Source organism: Massilia sp. BGA-UO-ETr-WB1 (genome assembly GCF_059567845.1).
Window position 1 is genome coordinate 1 of sequence record NZ_JCAQOT010000019.1, and the last position, 18,519, is coordinate 18,519.

At 67.7% G+C, this 18,519-nt stretch carries 17 protein-coding genes, 1 rRNA gene and 1 riboswitch; of the genes, 15 read left to right on the forward strand and 3 right to left on the reverse strand.

What is annotated here, in order from left to right:
• Positions 1-314 precede the first annotated feature (314 nt).
• From cobT to AC56DV_RS04395, 15 genes are all read left to right on the forward strand, one after another.
• On the forward strand, positions 315-1,340 hold the full coding sequence (cobT, locus tag AC56DV_RS04325; protein WP_496313077.1) for a nicotinate-nucleotide--dimethylbenzimidazole phosphoribosyltransferase: 1,026 nt from the start codon (positions 315-317) through the stop codon (positions 1,338-1,340).
• 12 nt (positions 1,341-1,352) lie between these two features.
• Positions 1,353-2,147, forward strand: a complete 795-nt coding sequence (locus AC56DV_RS04330) for an adenosylcobinamide-GDP ribazoletransferase (RefSeq protein WP_496313078.1) — start codon at positions 1,353-1,355, stop codon at positions 2,145-2,147.
• A gap of 37 nt (positions 2,148-2,184) precedes the next feature.
• Positions 2,185-2,763, forward strand: coding sequence for a histidine phosphatase family protein (locus tag AC56DV_RS04335; RefSeq protein WP_496313079.1), 579 nt, complete (start codon positions 2,185-2,187; stop codon positions 2,761-2,763).
• 5 nt (positions 2,764-2,768) lie between these two features.
• A riboswitch (cobalamin riboswitch) is annotated at positions 2,769-2,998 on the forward strand.
• Between the two features lie 66 nt (positions 2,999-3,064).
• The gene (locus AC56DV_RS04340; RefSeq protein WP_496313080.1) at positions 3,065-4,915 is read left to right on the forward strand and encodes a TonB-dependent receptor plug domain-containing protein; all 1,851 of its coding nucleotides are present in this window, start codon (positions 3,065-3,067) and stop codon (positions 4,913-4,915) included.
• 31 nt (positions 4,916-4,946) lie between these two features.
• Entirely contained in the window at positions 4,947-5,969 is a 1,023-nt protein-coding gene (locus AC56DV_RS04345; RefSeq protein ID WP_496313081.1) for a FecCD family ABC transporter permease, read from the forward strand.
• 11 nt (positions 5,970-5,980) lie between these two features.
• Positions 5,981-6,754, forward strand: coding sequence for an ABC transporter ATP-binding protein (locus tag AC56DV_RS04350; protein ID WP_496313093.1), 774 nt, complete (start codon positions 5,981-5,983; stop codon positions 6,752-6,754).
• A complete protein-coding gene (gene cobO, locus AC56DV_RS04355; RefSeq protein WP_496313082.1) occupies positions 6,751-7,383 on the forward strand; it encodes a cob(I)yrinic acid a,c-diamide adenosyltransferase in 633 nt (210 codons plus the stop codon). The genes AC56DV_RS04350 and cobO overlap by 4 nt, the downstream gene beginning before the upstream one ends.
• Positions 7,377-8,735 (forward strand): cobyrinic acid a,c-diamide synthase CobB, encoded by a 1,359-nt coding sequence (locus tag AC56DV_RS04360; protein WP_496313083.1) that lies wholly within the window; start codon positions 7,377-7,379, stop codon positions 8,733-8,735. Before cobO ends, AC56DV_RS04360 begins: the two co-directional genes overlap by 7 nt.
• Positions 8,736-8,745: 10 nt before the next feature.
• Positions 8,746-9,312, forward strand: coding sequence for a bifunctional adenosylcobinamide kinase/adenosylcobinamide-phosphate guanylyltransferase (cobU, locus tag AC56DV_RS04365; RefSeq protein WP_496313084.1), 567 nt, complete (start codon positions 8,746-8,748; stop codon positions 9,310-9,312).
• Entirely contained in the window at positions 9,306-10,265 is a 960-nt protein-coding gene (cbiB, locus tag AC56DV_RS04370; RefSeq protein ID WP_496313085.1) for an adenosylcobinamide-phosphate synthase CbiB, read from the forward strand. Before cobU ends, cbiB begins: the two co-directional genes overlap by 7 nt.
• A complete protein-coding gene (gene cobD, locus AC56DV_RS04375; protein ID WP_496313086.1) occupies positions 10,258-11,265 on the forward strand; it encodes a threonine-phosphate decarboxylase CobD in 1,008 nt (335 codons plus the stop codon). The genes cbiB and cobD overlap by 8 nt, the downstream gene beginning before the upstream one ends.
• The gene (locus AC56DV_RS04380) at positions 11,262-12,146 is read left to right on the forward strand and encodes a cobalamin-binding protein (protein ID WP_496313087.1); all 885 of its coding nucleotides are present in this window, start codon (positions 11,262-11,264) and stop codon (positions 12,144-12,146) included. The genes cobD and AC56DV_RS04380 overlap by 4 nt, the downstream gene beginning before the upstream one ends.
• Complete coding sequence (locus AC56DV_RS04385) at positions 12,146-13,609, forward strand: cobyric acid synthase (protein WP_496313088.1); 1,464 nt, start codon at positions 12,146-12,148, stop codon at positions 13,607-13,609. Before AC56DV_RS04380 ends, AC56DV_RS04385 begins: the two co-directional genes overlap by 1 nt.
• Complete coding sequence (bluB, locus tag AC56DV_RS04390) at positions 13,606-14,274, forward strand: 5,6-dimethylbenzimidazole synthase (RefSeq protein WP_496313089.1); 669 nt, start codon at positions 13,606-13,608, stop codon at positions 14,272-14,274. Before AC56DV_RS04385 ends, bluB begins: the two co-directional genes overlap by 4 nt.
• 54 nt (positions 14,275-14,328) lie before the next feature.
• Complete coding sequence (locus AC56DV_RS04395; RefSeq protein ID WP_496313090.1) at positions 14,329-15,741, forward strand: DHA2 family efflux MFS transporter permease subunit; 1,413 nt, start codon at positions 14,329-14,331, stop codon at positions 15,739-15,741.
• Between the two features lie 3 nt (positions 15,742-15,744).
• On the opposite strand, the gene AC56DV_RS04400 is transcribed toward AC56DV_RS04395, so the two are convergent.
• The 3 genes from AC56DV_RS04400 to rrf all read right to left on the reverse strand — a co-directional run.
• The gene (locus tag AC56DV_RS04400; protein WP_496313091.1) at positions 15,745-16,965 is read right to left on the reverse strand and encodes a L,D-transpeptidase family protein; all 1,221 of its coding nucleotides are present in this window, start codon (positions 16,963-16,965) and stop codon (positions 15,745-15,747) included.
• Complete coding sequence (locus tag AC56DV_RS04405) at positions 16,965-18,266, reverse strand: L,D-transpeptidase Cds6 family protein (protein ID WP_496313092.1); 1,302 nt, start codon at positions 18,264-18,266, stop codon at positions 16,965-16,967. Before AC56DV_RS04405 ends, AC56DV_RS04400 begins: the two co-directional genes overlap by 1 nt.
• 142 nt (positions 18,267-18,408) lie before the next feature.
• Positions 18,409-18,519: ribosomal RNA gene (gene rrf, locus AC56DV_RS04410) — 5S ribosomal RNA — on the reverse strand; the annotation flags it as partial.

The following is an 18,519-nucleotide window of genomic DNA, read 5'->3' on the forward strand; positions in this document are numbered from 1 at the left end:
GTCACGTTTGTTTTTCGTTGAGCGTTTAAATAATTTGAGTTTCGCAGCTTGCGCTGCGGGCCTCATCATCAAACGCCCACACTTATCGATTGTAAATTTTTAAAGAATTCTGCGTTGTTGCCGAAGCGTTTTGTTCAGCAGCAGAGAGGCAAGATTATGAGGCTTTCAGTTAAATCCGTCAACCCCTGTTTTCTTTTCTCTCCTACGCTGCAAGCAGTGCTCAGCAGCGCGGGGACAGAACTATAGCAAAGCCCCTCGCATTCCGCAAGGGCAAGCTGTACCATCGCAACTCGTTTCCTTCTCTATGAACTCCCATGCTTATTTCCCCCACCGCGAATGCCGAACTGTCCGCTGCGCTGGAGCGCGCCGTCAATAACAAGACCAAGCCGCTCGGCAGCCTGGGCGTACTGGAGGCGCTGGCCAAACAGATAGGCCTGATCCAGGGCACAACGGCACTCTCTATAGTAGGTCCGGCGATCCTGGTGTTCGCGGGCGACCATGGCGTGGTTGCCGAAGGCGTTTCCGCCTACCCGCAGGACGTGACCTGGCAGATGGTGGAGAACTTCCTGGCCAAGGGCGCCGCCATCAATGTATTCGCCAGGCAGATGGGCTGCGCGCTGCACGTGGTGGACGCCGGCGTGAACCATGACTTCGGCGCGCGCGACGGCCTGCACGACCGCAAGGTGGCGCACGGCACCCGTAACTTCGCGCAGGAGCCGGCCATGACGGCGGAACAATGCGCCGCCGCGCTGGCGCACGGCGCGGCGCTGGCTGCGGACCTGGCGGGTAACGTGGTGGGCTTCGGCGAGATGGGCATCGGGAACACCACTGCCGCCGCCGCGCTGATGCACAAGCTGACCGGCATCCCGGTGGCGCAATGCGTGGGCGCGGGCACCGGCCTGTCCGCCGAGGGCGTGCTGCACAAGCAGCGCGTGATCGAGGCGGCCGCCGCGAAGCATGCCGATGCCAACGATCCGCTGGACGTGCTGGCGGCTTTCGGCGGTTTCGAGATCGCCATGATGGCGGGCGCCATGCTGAAATCGGCCGAGCTGCGCAAGGTATTGCTGATCGACGGCTTCATCGTCACCAGCGCGCTGCTGGTGGCGGCGCGCCTGCAGCCGGCCATACTCGACTACTGCGTGTTCGCGCATTGCTCGGACGAGAGCGGCCACAAACAGATGCTGGCCAACCTGGGCGCGCGCCCGCTGTTGAACCTGGGCCTGCGCCTGGGCGAAGGCACCGGCAGCGCGCTGGCCCTGCCGCTGCTGCACGCGGCGGTCAATTTCGTGAACCAGATGGCGACTTTCGAGTCCGCCCAGGTGAGCGAGAAGTCCGAGTAAGCGCGGCAGGCCATGCATTACGCCCTGCATCAGCTGCGGCTGTTCTTCATTGCGCTGCAATTCTTCACGCGGCTGCCCATCCCGCGCTGGGTGGGCTTCGATCCCGCGTGGCTGCACCATGCGTCGCGCTACTTCCCGCTGGTGGGGCTGGTGGTGGCCGCCATCGCCGCGGCGGTGTACGCGGCGGCGGCCTTCGTCTTCCCCGCGCCGGTTGCCGTGCTGCTGGCGACGGCGGCCGGCATCTACGCCACCGGCGCTTTCCATGAAGACGGCTTTGCCGACATGTGCGACGGCTTTGGCGGCGGCATGACGCGCGAGCGCGTGCTGGAGATCATGAAGGATTCGCGCATCGGTGCGTACGGCGCGATCGGCACCATCTGCCTGCTGGCGGTGAAATGCGCCGCGCTGGCCATGCTGCCGCCCGCCGTGGCGGTGGCCGCGCTGTTTTTGGCGCATCCGCTGTCGCGCCTTGCGGCCACGTCGCTGATCTGGCGCATGGAGTATGCGCGTGCAGAGGGCAAGTCCAAGCCCATGGCGCAAGAGATGAGCGGCGCGGAGTTTGGCATTGCCTGCATTTGCGCGGCGCTGCCGGCGGCTATCATCGGCGCGATGGGATGGCTGCCGTGGCAGTCCATCGCCGCCGCCGTGCCGGCAGCGCTGGCCGCCGCCGCATGGCTGGGCCGCAAATGCGCGCGCCGCATCGGCGGCTATACGGGCGACTGCCTGGGCGCGGTGCAGCAGTTGGCCGAAGTGCTGATCTACCTGTGCGTGCTGGCCGGCCTTGGACACGGCGCGTGGCAGATATGAGCACGCGGGCCCGGCGGCGCCACAGAGGGTGCGGGCCATGCGCCTGATCCTGGTGCGTCATCCGCAGCCGCTGGTGGCGCCGGGCGTGTGCTACGGCAGCAGCGACCTGCCCGCCGCGCCGGACGATATCGCGCGCGTGCATGCGGCGCTGCTGGCCAGCGCCAGCATCCCGCCCGGCACGCCGCTCTATTCCAGCCCCCTTCAGCGCTGCACCGCGCTGGCCAAGCGCCTCGGCCCGCACACGCTGGACGCGCGCCTGGCCGAGATGGATTTCGGCGCCTGGGAGCAGCGCAGCTGGGACGATGTCCCGCGCGCCGAGGTGGATGCCTGGGCGGCGGACCTGGCCTGCTACCGTCCCGGCGGCGGCGAGAGCGTGCTGCAGGTGGCCGAACGGGTAGCCGCCTTCCGCGCGGACCTGCTGCGCCGGCATGGCGGGCAAGCGGGCGGCCCGCAAGCCGCCGCCATCATCTGCCACGCCGGCACGATCCGCCTGCTGGCGGCGCTGGATGCTGGCCTGCGCGCCGGGTTGCCGCTGGCCGAAATCGCGCTGCGGGCCGCCGCCGCGCCGCACAAGGTCGCCTACGGCGAGACTGTCATTCTGGAAGCCGTCGCCTGAAGTCCGTATAATGGCCGGGTTTTGGTGCCCGCGCGCATGCCTATGCGCGCAGTTAAACGGGAAACACGAAGCCGCTCCCCTACCAGGAAAACGGCCAACGTGTGCTGCCCCCGCAACGGTAAACAAGTGTCGCCCACGGCGACAAGCTGCCTCCGACAAACCACTGTGCTCAGCATGGGAAGGTAAGGCAGTTCAACTTGCGAGCCCGGATACCGGCCAAAGCAGGTGGATGCGCAGCGCGCATCTGTTCAATCCAGCCCACGGGGAAGTAGGCTGGTTGCATACTATACAAAGAACTACTATGAGTTTTCCTGTAATCCGGCACGCGGCCGTCACGTCGCTGGCCATGGCTATGGCCGCGCCTTCCTTCGCCCAGACCACCGTATCGGACGCCGTGATCGTCACCGCCACCCGTTCGTCGCAACTGCAGCGCGACGTGCTGAGCGACATCGTCACCCTGCAGGCGGAAGACATCGCCCGCTCCGGCGCCGGCTCCATCACCGACCTGCTGCAGCGCCAGCGCGGCATCGAGATCGCCCGCAACGGCGGCCCCGGCACCAATTCCAGCGTCTACCTGCGCGGCGCCAATGCCAACCAGACCGTGGTGCTGGTGGACGGCGTGCGCATCGGCTCCATCACCTCCGGCACCGCCAGCTGGTCGGCGATTCCGCTGCAGGCCATCGAGCGCATCGATATCGTGTACGGCCCAATGAGCTCCCTGTACGGCGCCGACGCCATCGGCGGCGTGGTGCAGATCTTCACCAGGAAGGGCGCCGGCCCGCAGAACGTGTCCGCGTCCTTCGGCGTGGGCAGCGACCAGACCCGCAAATACGACGCCAGCATCTTCGGCGCCAGCGAAGGCGACAACAGCTTCAGCTACGCCATCAGCGCCGGCCGCGAAAAATCGGACGGTTTCTCGTCCACCAAGCCTGGCAGCAGCAGCTTCAACGCGGACGATGACGGCTACGACCGCACCAGCACTTCCGGCCAGTTCGGCTTCGAGCTGGCCAAGGGCCACGACCTGGGCCTGGTATTCCTCAACAGCCGCACCGACGCCCGGTTCGACAGCGGCGCCAGCCGCTACGACACGCGCAGCCAGACCAAACTGTCCAACCTGGGCGTGTTCAGCAAAAACCAGGTGATGGACAACTGGTACAGCACCGTGCAGCTGGCCAAGGCGGAAGACACCTCGATCTCCGACACCGGCGTGGCCAGCGCCTACAGCCGCATCGACAGCAAGCAGACCGACGTCACCTGGCAGAACGATTTCCGCATCGGCGACGATACGCTGCAGCTGCTGCTCGGCCACCGCGAAGAGAAGGTGGTGTCCGGTTCCACGCCCGCGCTGGGCAAGGTCCGCAAGACCGATTCCTACGCCGGCGCCTACAGCATGAAGCGCGGCGCGCACCTGGCCACCTTCGGCCTGCGCGCGGACGACAGCTCGCAGTACGGCACCAAGACCACCGGCTCGGCAGGCTACGGCTACCGCTTCAGCAGCGCGCTGCGCGTCAGCGCCAGCTTCGGCACCAGCTTCCGCGCGCCCACCTTCAACGAGTTGTACTATCCGGGCTTCGGCTACGAGAACAACAAGCCGGAGCAGGGCCGCAACGCAGAGGCAGGCCTGCAGTACGACGACGGCGTGACCGAATTCGGCGCCAGCATCTACCGCAACAAGCTGACCGACATGCTGGTGACCACCACGCCATGCCCGGACCCCACCCGCAAGGGCAGCTGCTCCTACAATGTGAACCACGCCATGCTGGAAGGCGTATCGCTGAGCGGCAGCCGCCGCATCGGCGCGTTCACCGTGGCCGCCAACGCCGACTGGCAGGACCCGAAGGATGAGACCACCGGCAAATCGCTGGCGCGCCGCTCGAAGAAGCATGGCAATGCCAGCGTAGAATACGCCGCAGGCGCGCTGACCGCGGGCGCCGAGCTGCAGGTTTCCGGCCGCCGCTTCGACGACGCCGCCAACCGCAACCGCCTCGGCGGCTACAGCCTGCTGAACCTGTACGCCACCTGGCAGTTCGCGCGCGACTGGTCCGTGCTGGCGCGCCTGAACAACGTCGCCGACAAGAACTACGAAGTGGCGCGCAACTACGGCACGCCGGGCGCCAAGTTCTTCGCCGCAGTTCGTTACGGTATCAAGTAAAGCGTTAAACAAAAGGGTCTTTTAAAGCACCATGCATCCACACCCCTCCAATCTGCGCACGCGGGCAAGCGCCATCACCGGCGGACTGCTGCTGTTCGTCATCGGCAGCCTGCTGTTCTCCGGCGTGACCGGCTCGGTCCACATTCCGCTGTCCGACATTCCCGGCGCGCTGGGCGAACTGTGGAACGGCAAGGCCGACAGCCTTGCCGCCACCCTGCTCGACCTGCGCGGCAGCCGCGCGCTGACGGCGTTCGTCACCGGCGCGGCGCTGTCGCTGGCGGGGGTGATGATGCAGGCCCTGCTGCGCAACCCGCTGGCCGACCCCTACGTGCTGGGCATCTCGTCCGGCGCGGCGGTGGGCGCGCTGGCGGCCATGATGTTCATGTGCGCGGCCTGGGTGGTGGACGCGGCGGCGTTCGGCGGCGCGGTGGCGGTGTCCATGATGCTGTACTTCCTGGCGCGGCGCGACATGCGCAGCGGCGCGGCGGCCGAAGGCGGCACCGCCCTGCTGCTGCTGACCGGCGTGATCCTGACGGCGGCCTGCACGGCGCTGATCACGCTGATGCTGTCGATCGCACCTGAAAGCCGCTTGCGCACCATGGTGTTCTGGCTGATCGGCGACCTGGCCGGGGCGCCGATGCGCTGGATACCGTGGATCGTACTGGCCGGCGCCACGCTGTTCGCGCTGCGCAGCGCGCGCGCCATCAATGTGATGGCGCTGCACGCCGAGGCGGCCGTTACGCTGGGCATCAACGTGGGCGCGCTGCGCAAGGGACTGTTCTTCGTGTCCGCCCTGCTGACCGCCAGCGCAGTGACCAATGCAGGCAGCGTGGGCTTCGTGGGGCTGATCGTGCCGCACGCCTGCCGCTTCGCCTTCGGCCCGGACCACCGCGTGCTGATCCCTGCGGCGATGCTGACGGGCGGCGGCTACCTGGTGCTGGCCGATACCCTGGCGCGCACCCTGTTCGCGCCGCTGCAGCTGCCGGTGGGCGTGGTGACCGCGCTGATCGGCACCCCGGTGTTCCTGTACCAACTCCACAGGCTGCAGAAATGACCGCCACCCGCATGATCACCACCCATGAGCTGACGCTGCGCATCGGCGCGCGCACGCTGATCGAAAAACTGGACTGGCAAGTGCGCGACGGCGAATGCTGGAGCGTGATCGGCCGCAACGGCGCGGGCAAAAGCACGCTGCTGCGCACTCTGGCGGGGCTGATCCCGCTGGATGAAGGCGGCGTGTCCATCCAGGGCCGCAGCCTGCCGGACTGGCCGCTGGCCGAACTGGCGCGCGAGCGCGCCTTCCTGGCGCAGTCGCGCAACGACGCTTTTGCCTACAGCGTGATCGAAACCGTGCTGTCGGCGCGCCATCCCTATCATGGCGACCGCTATTGGGAGAACACCGACGACCACCGCCTGGCCATGGAAGCCCTGGCGGCCATGGAAGTGGCGGAGCTGGCGCAACGCAATGTGCGCACGCTGTCCGGCGGCGAGCGCCAGCGCGTGGCCATCGCCGCCATGCTGGCGCAGGACACGCCGCTGCTGCTGCTGGACGAGCCGGCCAACGCGCTCGACCTGGCGCACCAGGTGAGCGTGATGCGCCTGCTGGCGCGCCTGTGCTGCGAACAACATAAAACCGTGGTGATGGTCGGCCATGACCTCACGCTGGCGCACAGCGTTTCCACCCACGCCCTGCTGCTGATGGGCGACGGCCGCTGGCTGGCCGGGCCGGTGGAAGACGTGATGCAGCCGGACATACTGAGCGACTACCTGGGCCACCCGATCGACGTGATCCGGCACGGCCAGCGCCACATCTTCATACCGAAGGAAGAAATAGCATGAGCGACAACATCAACGACACCAACGATATCGACGCGCTGAACGAGCGCCACCGCGTGCGCATGGAACGCAAGAAGGCCATCATCGACGCCAAGATCGCGGCGGCCGACAAACAGATCGGCATCATCATCGTCAACACCGGCAACGGCAAGGGCAAGAGTTCGTCCGGCTTCGGCATGGCGGTGCGCGCCATGGGCCACGGCATGAAAGTGGGCGTGGTGCAGTTCATCAAGGGTGCGATGCAGACCGGCGAAGAGCAGTTCCTGCGCCGCTTCCCGGAAGAGGTGAGCTTCCACTCCATGGGCGAGGGCTATACCTGGGAAACCCAGAACCGCGAGCGCGACATCGAAAAGGCCGAGCTGGCGTGGGAGCAGGCCAAGCGCTTCCTGGCCGATCCCGGCGTGGGCATGGTGGTGCTGGATGAACTGAACATCGCGCTGAAGTACCGCTACCTGGACGTGAATACCGTGATCGCCGACCTGCTGGAGCGGCCGGCCATGCAGCACGTGGTGATTACCGGGCGCGGCGCGCCGCAGGAACTGATCGACGTGGCGGACACCGTCACTGAGATGAACGTGGTCAAGCATGCCTTCAAGGCGGGCATCGGCGCGCAGGCGGGCACGGAATGGTAACGTCTTCGCATATCAACGCCCCGGTGGTGCTGGTGGCGGCGGTGGCGTCCGGCCAGGGCAAGACCACCGTCACGGCGGCGCTGGCGCGCAAGCTGACCCGGATGGGCCGCAAGGTACGCGTGTTCAAATGCGGGCCGGACTTCATCGACCCCATGCTGCTGGAGCGCGCCAGCGGCGCGCCTGTGAAGTCGCTGGACCTGTGGATCGTTGGCCGCGAAGCCTGCCGCGCGCAATTGGCGCGGGCCGCGCTGGAGGCGGACGTGATCCTGATCGAAGGAGTGATGGGCTTGTACGACGGCTCGCCGTCGTCGGCGGACCTGGCGCGCGAGTTCGGCGTTCCGGTGATGGCGGTGATCGACGCCGGTTCGATGGCGCAAACGGCCGGCGCGCTGGTGCACGGCCTGCGCGACTATGGTCCGGTGGACATGGCGGGCGTGATCGCCAACCGCGTCGCCAGCCCGGGGCACACGGCCATGGTGGCTGCCTCGCTGCGCGACATTCCGCTGTTCGCCACCCTGCCCAAGCAGGCGCGCTCGCTGCCGGAACGCCACCTGGGCCTGGTGCTGCCGTCCGAAGTGGAGGGTATCGACGGGCTGCTGGACCAGCTGGCGGACCAGCTGAATTTCGACGAGGCGGCGTGGAGCAATCTGCGCAGTACGCGCCTGGAGCTGGGCGACGCGCTGGCGGCAGCCAGTGCCAGCGCCATCGCGGCCGCGGAGCCGGGCGAGGAACTCTCCGATGCGCGTCCGCTGGCCGGCCGCACAATCGCCATCGCGCGCGACGCGGCCTTCATGTTCCTGTATCCGGCCAACCTGGAAACGCTGTCCGAGCTGGGCGCCACGCTGGAATTCTTCTCGCCGCTGGCGGACGATCCAGTGCCGGCAGGCGCGGACGCGGTCTATCTGCCGGGCGGCTATCCCGAGCTGCATGCGGAAAAGCTGGCCTATGCGCAGCGCTGGCAGGAATCGATCCGCGCCGCGCACCGCGACGGCACGCCCATCGTGGCGGAATGCGGCGGCATGATGGCGCTGGCGGAAACGCTGGCCGACAAGGCCGGTACGGTCTGGAACATGGCGGCGCTGCTGCCCGGCCGCGTGGCCATGCAGGCGCGCCTGGCCGGCCTGGGCTCGCAAGGCATGCCGACGCCGCACGGCGTCCTGCGCGGACATACTTTCCATTACTCGACCCTGGAAACTTCGCTGGCACCGGCGGTGCGCACGGTGAAGCATCCGTCGGGTGTGGACGGCGAGGCGGTCTACAAGCTCGGTTCGCTGACGGCGTCCTACTTCCACGCCTACTTCCCGTCCAATCCGGCGGCGGTGGCGGCCATGTTCACACGGGGCGCAACATGAGGAGTGCAAAATGACCTGCACGCTGGTGTTCGGCGGCGCCCGCTCGGGCAAGAGCGCCTATGCGGAGAAGCTCGCCATCACCTCGGGCAAGGAGGTGGTCTACATCGCCACGGCGCGCGCGGGGGATGGCGAGATGGCGGTGCGCATCGCCCACCACCAGCGCCAGCGGTCTTCGGAATGGACGACTGTCGAGGAGCCGCTGGCGCTCGCGCAGGCGCTGCAGCAATGGTGCACGCCCGGCCGCCTGGTGCTGGTGGACTGCCTGACGCTGTGGCTCAGCAACCTGATGTTCGCCGACGGCACGGACTACCCGGACGTGGGCGAGATCGCCCTGCCGGAACGCTTCCATGCCGAGCGCGCGGCGCTGCTGGACGTGCTGGCGCGGGCGGCGGACGCCATGGGCGACATCGTGCTGGTGTCGAACGAAGTCGGCATGGGCATCGTCCCCTACGGCGCGATCTCGCGCGCCTTCACCGATGAAGCGGGGCGCCTGAACCAGGCCGTCGCCGCCGTGTGCGGCCGCGCTGTATTCGTCGCGGCCGGCCTGCCCCTCGTGCTGAAAGGCGCGCCATGCTGATGGGGATGAGTGCCGCCGCCATCGCGCTGCTGCTTGCGGCGGGCGTGGCGCTCGACCTGCTGCTGGGCGAAACGCCGCGCTGGCACCCGCTGGTCGGCTTCGGCAAGCTGGCCAACGCCATCGAGCGCCGCCTGAACCGGGGCGGCTCGCGCTTCCCGCGCGGCGCGCTGGCCTGGCTGCTGGCGGTGGTGCCGCTCACGCTGCTGGCGTGGGCCGTGGCCACTGCCGCAACTATGACCATCATCGGTTTCGCGCTCCATGCACTGATGCTGTACTTCTGCATCGGCCTGCGCAGCCTGCGCGACCACAATCTGCCTATCGCCGACGCGCTGTCGAAAGGCGACCTGCCTGCGGCGCGCTACCTGACCTCCCGCATCGTCAGCCGCGACACGGCCAGCGCCACGCCTGCCGACCTGGCCAAAGCCAGCACCGAGTCGCTGCTTGAAAACGGCAACGACGCGGTGTTCGGCACGCTGTTCTGGTTCGCCATCGCCGGCGGTCCGGGCGCGGTGCTGTTCCGCCTTGCAAACACGCTGGACGCCATGTGGGGCTACCGCAATGCGCGCTTCCTGCAATTCGGCTGCGCCGCCGCGCGCATCGACGACGCGCTGAACTACATCCCGGCGCGCCTGACCGCGCTGTCCTACGTGCTGCTGGCGCCCACCCTGGCCGGCAAGCGCCTGGCCTGGCATTGCTGGCGCACGCAAGCGCCGGCATGGAGCAGCCCGAACGCCGGCCCGGTCATGTCCAGCGGCGCCGGCGCGCTCGGCCTGGCGCTGGGCGGCGCGGCGGTCTACGACGGGGAAACCGAACAGCGGCCGCCGCTCGGCAGCGGCAGCGCCGCGCAAGGCGCGGACATCCAGCGCGCATGGCAGCTGGTGGCGCGCACCACCGCGCTGTGGCTCGCCGTGGCCGCCATCGCCGCCGCCATAGCGGGAGGCCTGCATGCTTGAACATGGCGGCAACCTGCGCCAGGCCGCGCTGCGCTATGGGCGCAGCGACTGGCTCGACCTCTCCACCGGCATCAACCCTGAATGGTATCCAGCGCCAGCCATCGCCGACAACGCGTGGCATCGCTTGCCGGAGCCCGATCCCGCACTGACGCTGGCGGCGCAGGCCTATTACGGCGCGCCGCTGATGCTGCCGGTCGCCGGCACGCAAGCCGCCATCCAGGCGCTGCCCCGCTTGCGGCTGCCGTCACGCGTCGTCGTGGCGGCGCCATCGTATGCCGAGCATGCCCACCACTGGGCACAGCATGGCCACACGCTGCGGCAAGTGCCTTACGACGCGCTGGACGCCGCCGTCGCCGAGTGCGACGTGATGGTGGTGGTCAATCCGAACAACCCCACCGGCGCCACCGTGCCGCGCGAACGCCTGCTCGAGTGGGCAGGACAACTCTCCGCACGCGGCGGCTGGCTGATCGTGGACGAGGCTTTCGGCGACACGGCGCTGCAAGCCAGTGTCGCCGGCACTGGGCCAGGCGGTGCAGCGAACGAGATACCGGACGGGCTGATCGTCCTGCGCTCGGTCGGCAAATTCTTCGGCCTGGCCGGCCTGCGGCTCGGCTTCGTGGCCGCGCAGCCCACGCTGCTGGATGCGCTGGCGGACCTGCTCGGCCCCTGGACCGTCAGCGGCCCCGCGCAGCAGGTAGCCCTTACCGCCCTGCGCGACACCGCCTGGCAGCAACGCATGCGCGTGCAATTGCGCGCCGGCGGCCAGCGCCTGGAAAGCCTGCTGGCCGCGCACGGCATCCGCTCCAGCGGCTGCGCGCTGTTCCAGTGGTGGCCGGAGGCGCGCGCCGAAGCCTTCCACGAACACATGGCTCGGCAAGGCATCTGGGTGCGCCTGTTCACCAACGCAGCGCGCGGCATCCGCCTCGGCCTGCCGCCGGACGAAGCAGGCTGGCAGCGCCTTGAACAAGCACTCTCCCTATGGACCAAGGAACAACCATGATAAAACTCCTGTGCATGCTGGCCGGCCTGGCCGTCGCCTCCGCCGTCACGTCCGCGCATGCCGCCATTACCGTGCTGGACGACGACGGCAAACCCGTCACGCTGCAAAAACCGGCGCAGCGCGTCATCGCCATGGCGCCGCACGTCACCGAGCTGCTGTTCGCGGCCGGCGGCGGCGACAAGATCGTCGGCACCGTCACCTACAGCGACTATCCCGAAGCGGCCAAGAAGATCCCCAACATCGGCGACAACCGCCAGGTGGACATGGAACGCATCGCCGCGCTGAAGCCGGACCTGATCGTGATCTGGATGCACGGCAGCTCCGAGCGCCAGATCGACACGCTGCGCCAGCTCGGCATTCCCTTGTTCCACAGCGAGCCCAAAAAGCTGGCCGACATCCCGGACAACATCCAGCGCATGGGCCAGCTGCTCGGCACCGAGGCCGTGGCAAGCAAAGTGGCCACCGAATGGCGCGACAAGCTCGCCGCCCTTACCGCCCAGTATTCCAAGCGCCCGCCGGTGCGCATTTTCTACCAGGTGTGGGACAAGCCGCTCTACACGCTGAGCGGCAGCCATATCGTCAGCGACGCCATGCGCGTGTGCGGCGGCGTAAACATCTTCGGCGGCATGAAGATCACCGCGCCGGTGGTGGACATTGAAGGCGTGCTGCGCGAAGACCCGGAAGCGGTGTTCGCCACGGCGGAAAAGAACTACGGCGGCGTGAACCTGTGGCGTCCTTACAAGACCATGCTGGCGGTGAAGAACGACAACCTGTTCACCGTCGACGGCCACCTGCTGAACCGCTCCGGTCCGCGCATGATCCAGGGCACGGCGGTGCTGTGCGAAAAACTGGAACTGGCGCGCCAACACAGGAAGAACTGATGATGTTTCCCTACAAAACCCTGATGGTGCAGGGCTGCACTTCCGACGCCGGCAAGAGCACCGTGGTGGCCGCGCTGTGCCGCCTGCTGAAACAGGACGGCGTGCGCGTTGCGCCGTTCAAGCCGCAGAACATGGCGCTCAACAGCGCCGTCACGGCAGACGGCGGCGAGATCGGCCGCGCCCAGGCGCTGCAAGCCATCGCCGCCGGCCTGGCGCCGCACACCGACATGAACCCGGTGCTGCTCAAGCCTTCAAGCGACACCGGTGCGCAGGTGGTCATCCACGGCAAGGTGCGCGCCGAAATGAACGCGCGCGACTACCACCAGTACAAGACCGTCGCCATGAGCGCCGTGCTGGAATCGCACGCGCGCCTGGCGGCCCAATACGAAGCCGTGGTGGTGGAAGGCGCCGGCAGCCCGGCCGAGATCAACCTGCGCGAGCGCGACATCGCCAACATGGGCTTTGCCGAAGCGGTGGACTGCCCGGTGGTGCTGGTGGCGGACATCGACCGGGGCGGCGTATTCGCGCACATCGTCGGCACGCTGTCCTGCCTGTCGCAGAGCGAGCGTGACCGCACCATCGGCTTCGTCATCAACCGCTTCCGGGGCGACATCAAGCTGCTGGAACCGGGCCTGGACTGGCTGGAAGCGCAGACCGGCAAGCCCGTGCTGGCGGTGCTGCCCTATCTGCACGGCCTGTTCCTGGACGCCGAGGATGCGGTGCAGCCGGTGCAGGCTACACGCGGCGCGTTCCGCGTGGTTGTGCCCAGCCTGCCGCGCATGAGCAACCATACCGACTTCGACGCGCTGCGCGCGCATCCGGACGTGGACCTGACCTTCGTGCGCCAGGGCGAAGCCATTCCGCCGGCGGACCTGATCGTCATCCCCGGCAGCAAGAACACCCGCGCCGACCTGGAATGGCTGCGCGCGCAAGGCTGGCCGGAGAAGATCGAACGCCACCTGCGCTACGGCGGCAAGGTGATCGGCATTTGCGGCGGCTTCCAGATGCTGGGGCAGGACGTGAGCGACCCGCTGGGCATCGAGGGAGCGCCCGGCCGCTCGCCCGGCCTGGGCCTGCTCGCCATGCACACCAGCCTGACCAGCGAGAAGCGCCTGGTGCAGGTGAGCGGCACCTGCGCCTTCTCGCAGGACGCGATGCACGCGGCCGTGAGCGGCTACGAAATCCACATGGGCGTATCGGACGGCCCGGCGCTGTCGCGCCCCGCCTTCCGCATCGACGGCAGGCCCGAAGGCGCGCGCTCGCCGGACGGCCAGATACTCGGCACCTATCTGCACGGCCTGTTCGATGCGCCGCAGGCTTGCGCGGCGCTGCTGCAATGGGCCGGCCTGCACACCGAGCACCGGGTGGACACGTCCGCATTGCGCGAAGCGAGCCTGGACCGCATCGCCGAGGCGAGCCGGCCCTTGCTGGACGCGCTCATCAAACTGGAACGCACGGCGTGAGCCCGCACGCATTCAGCCCGGCGGAGATCGACGGCGTGTACCGCGCCATCCGCGAGCGGCGCGACGTGCGCCATTTCAAGCCGGGGCCGCTGGAACCGGGCCAGCTGGAACGCTTCATCGCCGCCGCCCACAACGGCCCCAGCGTGGGCCTGATGCAGCCCTGGCGCTTCATCCGCATTGCCAGTCCGGCTTTGCGCGCGCGGATCCACCAGCTGGTGGACGAGGAGCGCAAGTTCACCGCCGAAGCGCTGGGCCAGCGCGCCGAGGAATTCATGCGGCTGAAAGTGGAAGGCATCCTGGCCTGCGCGGAAGTGCTGGTGGTGGGCCTGATCGACCAGCGCGAGCGCTTCGTGTTCGGCCGCCGCACCATGCCGGAAATGGACCTGGCGTCGGCCTCCTGCGCGATCCAGAACTTCTGGCTGGCGGCGCGCGCCGAGGGCATAGGCGCGGGCTGGGTGTCGCTGTTCGATCCGCAGCGGCTGCGCGAGTTGTGCGGCATGCCGGAAGGCAGCCAGCCGATCGCGGTGCTGTGCGTGGGCCAGGTGGAGGAGTTCTACCGCGCGCCCATGCTGGAACTGGAGCGCTGGGACCGGCGCATGCCGGCGCAGCGGGTGCTGTATGAAGACAGCTGGGGCGCCGAAGCAAGCAACCAGGCAGCCGACTAAGCAGCCGACTAAAGCGGGAGGCGCGCGTCGCCGGATTGTGTGACAATCGGCTGCATGACCAGTTCCGCGACATCCTCGACCAAGCGCTATCTGCCCTGGGTGGTGGCCACCACCCTGTTCATGGAGCAGCTCGACTCCACCATCGTCAACACGGCCATCCCCAGCATGGCCGCCAGCCTGCAGGTGACGCCACTGAGCCTGAAAGCGGTGGTCACCAGCTACATTCTCAGCCTGGCGGTGGCGATTCCCATCAGCGGCTGGATGGCGGACCGCTACGGCACGCGGCGCGTGTTCATGAGCGCCATCGCCATCTTCACCATCGCCTCGGTGCTGTGCGGCCTGTCCGTCAACTCGCCCATGCTGGTGGCGGCGCGCCTGCTGCAGGGGCTGGGCGCGGCGATGATGATGCCGGTGGGCCGCATCACCATCATCCGCACCTTCCCCAAGGCGGAGCTGCTGTCGGCCATGAACTTCGTCATCATCCCGGCGTTGATCGGGCCTTTGCTCGGCCCCACGGTGGGCGGCCTGATCGTGCACTGGCTGTCGTGGCGCGAGATCTTCTTCATCAACGTGCCGGTGGGCGTGGCGGCGATCTACCTGGCCTGGCGCCACCTGCCGGACTACCGCGCGGACGTGGCGCGCCCGCTGGACCTGATAGGCCTGGTGCTGTTCGGCACCGGCGTGGCGCTGCTGTCATGGCTGCTGGAAGTATTCGGCGAACACAAGATCGATCCCACATCGGCAGGCGTACTGCTGTTCATTTCGTGCAGCCTGCTGGCCGCCTATGGCTGGCACGCCAGCCAGGCGCCCTTCCCCTTGCTGCGCTTGGCGCTGCTGCGCGTGCGCACCTTCCGCGTGTCGGTGCTGGGCGGCTTCGTCACGCGCCTGGGCATAGGCGGCCTGCCTTTCCTGCTGCCGCTGCTGTACCAGCTGGGCCTCGGCCTGCCGGCCTGGCAATCGGGCTTGCTGATGATGCCGTCGGCCGCTGCCGCCATGGGCATGAAATTCATCTCCACCCGCGTGCTGGCGCGCTTCGGCTACCGCCATGTGCTGATCGTGAACACGCTGCTGATCGGCTGCACCATCGCCATGTACACGCTGGTGGGGCCGGGCACGCCGCTGTACGCCATCGTGGCGATCAGCCTGTGCCTGGGCTTCTTCAATTCGCTGCAGTTCTCGAGCATGAACAGCATCGCCTACGCCGACATCGAAAGCCAGGACAGCAGCATGGCCAGCACCATCGCCAGCTCGCTGCAGCAGCTGTCGATGAGTTTCGGCCTGGCCTTCGGTTCGCTGGTGGCGGGCTGGTACCTGGGCGACCTGCCGCAGACAGACAAGGCGGTGCTGACCAGCGCCCTGCATCACGCCTTCATGACGCTGGCGGTGCTGACGGCGCTGTCCTCGGCCACGTTCTGGACCTTGCGCAGGAGCGACGGGGAGGGGCTGGCGAAAGGCAGCCAGGGCTGACCTTTACAGCACGGCTTCGGAAACGATCTTCCACTGTGCGCCTTCGCGCGCCCAGTACTGGCGCAGCCGCACCGAGTGACGGAACTTGCCGACGGCGATATGCTGCGTGAAGGTGCTGACGATGATCTCTTCCCGGCTGGGCTGGCGGAAGTGGCTGGTGTCCTGCAGCGCCACGCGCACGCGCCGGGCGCCGGGCAGGAACTGCTGGCGCGTGATCCAAGCGTCTGCCGTCTCGTCGTTGATGGACTTGAAGCGCGCCGAATAATGCGTGCGCAGCTGCCCGCTGTCGCGCTGTTCGGCGTCGCGGCGCCAAGCTTCCAGCAGCGAGTCGGCCAGCTTGCGGTCGTTCTCGCGCACGCCCGGCTTGACGAATTCCACCTGGTCGCCGATCAGGATAGGCGTTTTTCCCACTTCCACGATGCGGCTCAGCTTTTGCAGATCGTCGTTGCTGACCACCACGCAGCCGTCGGTCGACAGCGGCGCGCGGCTGAAGGTTTCCGGCGGCACGCCGTGGATCCAGATGCCGGAGCCGCTGCGGCCATTCAGCTTGTCCCAGGAATTCGGATAGTCCAGCGGCAGCGCGCCCTTGCCGTAGAAGTCCGGCAGCCTGTCGCCGGACAGGCGGCCGGAGATGTAGTACACGCCGACCGGCGTGCGCATATCGCCTTCCTTCACCTTGTTGACGCCCAGCTTGCCCTGGCTGAAGTAATAGTCGCTGACGTAGCGGATCTCGCCGTTGCGGTTTTCGTAGAGGTAGACGCGGGACCGCGTGGCGTCCACGATGAGGGCGTGGCGCTGGTCCTTGCGCATCTGGAGCAGCGCGCGCGGCTGCAGTTCGCCGGCGGGACGCGCTTCGGCACTCAGGCGCGCGGCGGCTTCGCGGCGCAAGTCCTGCAGGCGGGCGTCGGCTTCCTTGCTGGGCGCGGCGCCGCCCAGGTTGGCGACGGGGCGGGTATGCATCAGCAGCAGGTCGCCGCGCACCAGGTGGCCGAGGTGGAAGTTGGGATAGGCGGCCACCAGCGCGTCGGCCTTGGCTTGCGCGTCGCGCAGATGGTTTTCGGCCAAGTCCTTGTAGATGTCGGCCAGCATCTGCTCGGGTTCGGGCTTGGCCGCAGGCGCGGCCGCTGGTTTACGGGCCGCGCCGCTCCCGCCCGATGCCAGCATCAGGGAGGCGCATAGCAGACCGCGCGCCAGCCGGCCCCACGTGACCACGGAATAAGACATCAGCTACCCGACGATTCCTGCTTGATCTGCCACTTGCCGCCCTGCTTCACCATGACCAGGGTCTTGCGGCTGTTGGCCGACAGGCGGTCCGACTCGTACACCTGGCGGAAGGTGACCTTGGCCGTGTCGCCGGTGATCTGCACCTGCGGCGCGTTGACTTCCACGCGGATGCGGCCCTTGCCTTCGATGCGCGCGCGGCGCTCTTCCGCCCAAGCTTTGCGCGACAGTCCCTTGGGCGGCGTGAACTCGTTGCTGTAGTAGGCCAGGTAACCGGCCACGTCCTGCGAGGCCCAGGCCTTGGCCCAGCCGTTGACACGGTTCAGGACTTCGTCGCGGTCGGCCGTGCCGGCAGCAGCGGCAGCAGCCTTCGGCGCTTCGGCTTTCACCGCAGGCGCGGCGGCAGCGGCCAGGACCGGTGTATCAGCAGCAGGTGCTTTGGCCGGTGCCTTGGCCGGCGCCGGTGCAGCGGGCGGCACAGCTGGCGGCGCAGCTGGCGTCGGCGCCTGTGCCACGGCCGGCTTGGCCGGCACGGAGGCGGCCACCGGTGCAGGGGCCGCCGCAGCTGCGGATGCCGCTGCAGGCTTGCTTGAAAGCGGCGCCGGCGGCGCGGCTTGCGGCGTCACCGCCATCGACGGAATGCGCTGCATCGGCACGTTCTTCGGCTGCTCCGGGATCTGCGACACCAGCTTGACCGGCGCGGCTGCGGCGGTGGTAGCGGCGGAAGCAATCACGGGAGGCGCAACCGGCGCTGGTACCGCTTTGCTGCCGGTGCTGCTGGAGAAGGTGCGCAGCAGCGTCAGTTTGGACGCAGCCGGCGGCGTGGTGGTGCCCAGCGCCAGGGCCTTGTCGTACGCCTGGCTGGCCAGGCGGCCGTACACGTCGCCCAGGTTTTCGTAGGCCGTCATGTAGCTCGGATTGGTGCGGATCGCCTTTTCCAGCGTCACGCGCGCCTTGTCGTACTGGCCGCTGGCGGCATACAGCACGGCCAGGTTGTTGTACGGCTCCGGCAGATCCTTGTAGTCCTCGGTCAGCTTCGTGAAGATGGCGATCGCCTCTTCCGACTTGTTCTGCTCCGTCAGCAGCACGCCCTTCATGAAGCGCATCTGCGGGTCGGACGGATTCTTCGCCAGGTAGGCATTGGTGCGCGCCAGCGCCTCGGCGGACTTCCCGGCGCGCAGCAGCTTGCTCACGTCGGCCAGTTCGTCAGCAAACCCCGGCGCAGCCAGCAGCGCGGCCAGCACGCCGGCACAGACGTTACCTACGGCACGGCGCAGCGTGTTGGGGGCGGTCTTGGCGGTCATTGAAGTCTAAAGGAGGGGGAAAGCGGACATGGTACACCGAATGTTGCCGCAGCTCAAAACTGACAGTTACCAGCTTGCCACACTGGGCCGCAAAAGCAAAAAACCCCGCCAAGATCACTTAGCGGGGTTTTTCTTATAACTAGCCTGACGATAACCTACTTTCACACTGGTTGCAGCACTATCATCGGCGCAAAATCGTTTCACGGTCCTGTTCGGGATGGGAAGGGGTGGGACCGATTTGCTATGGTCATCA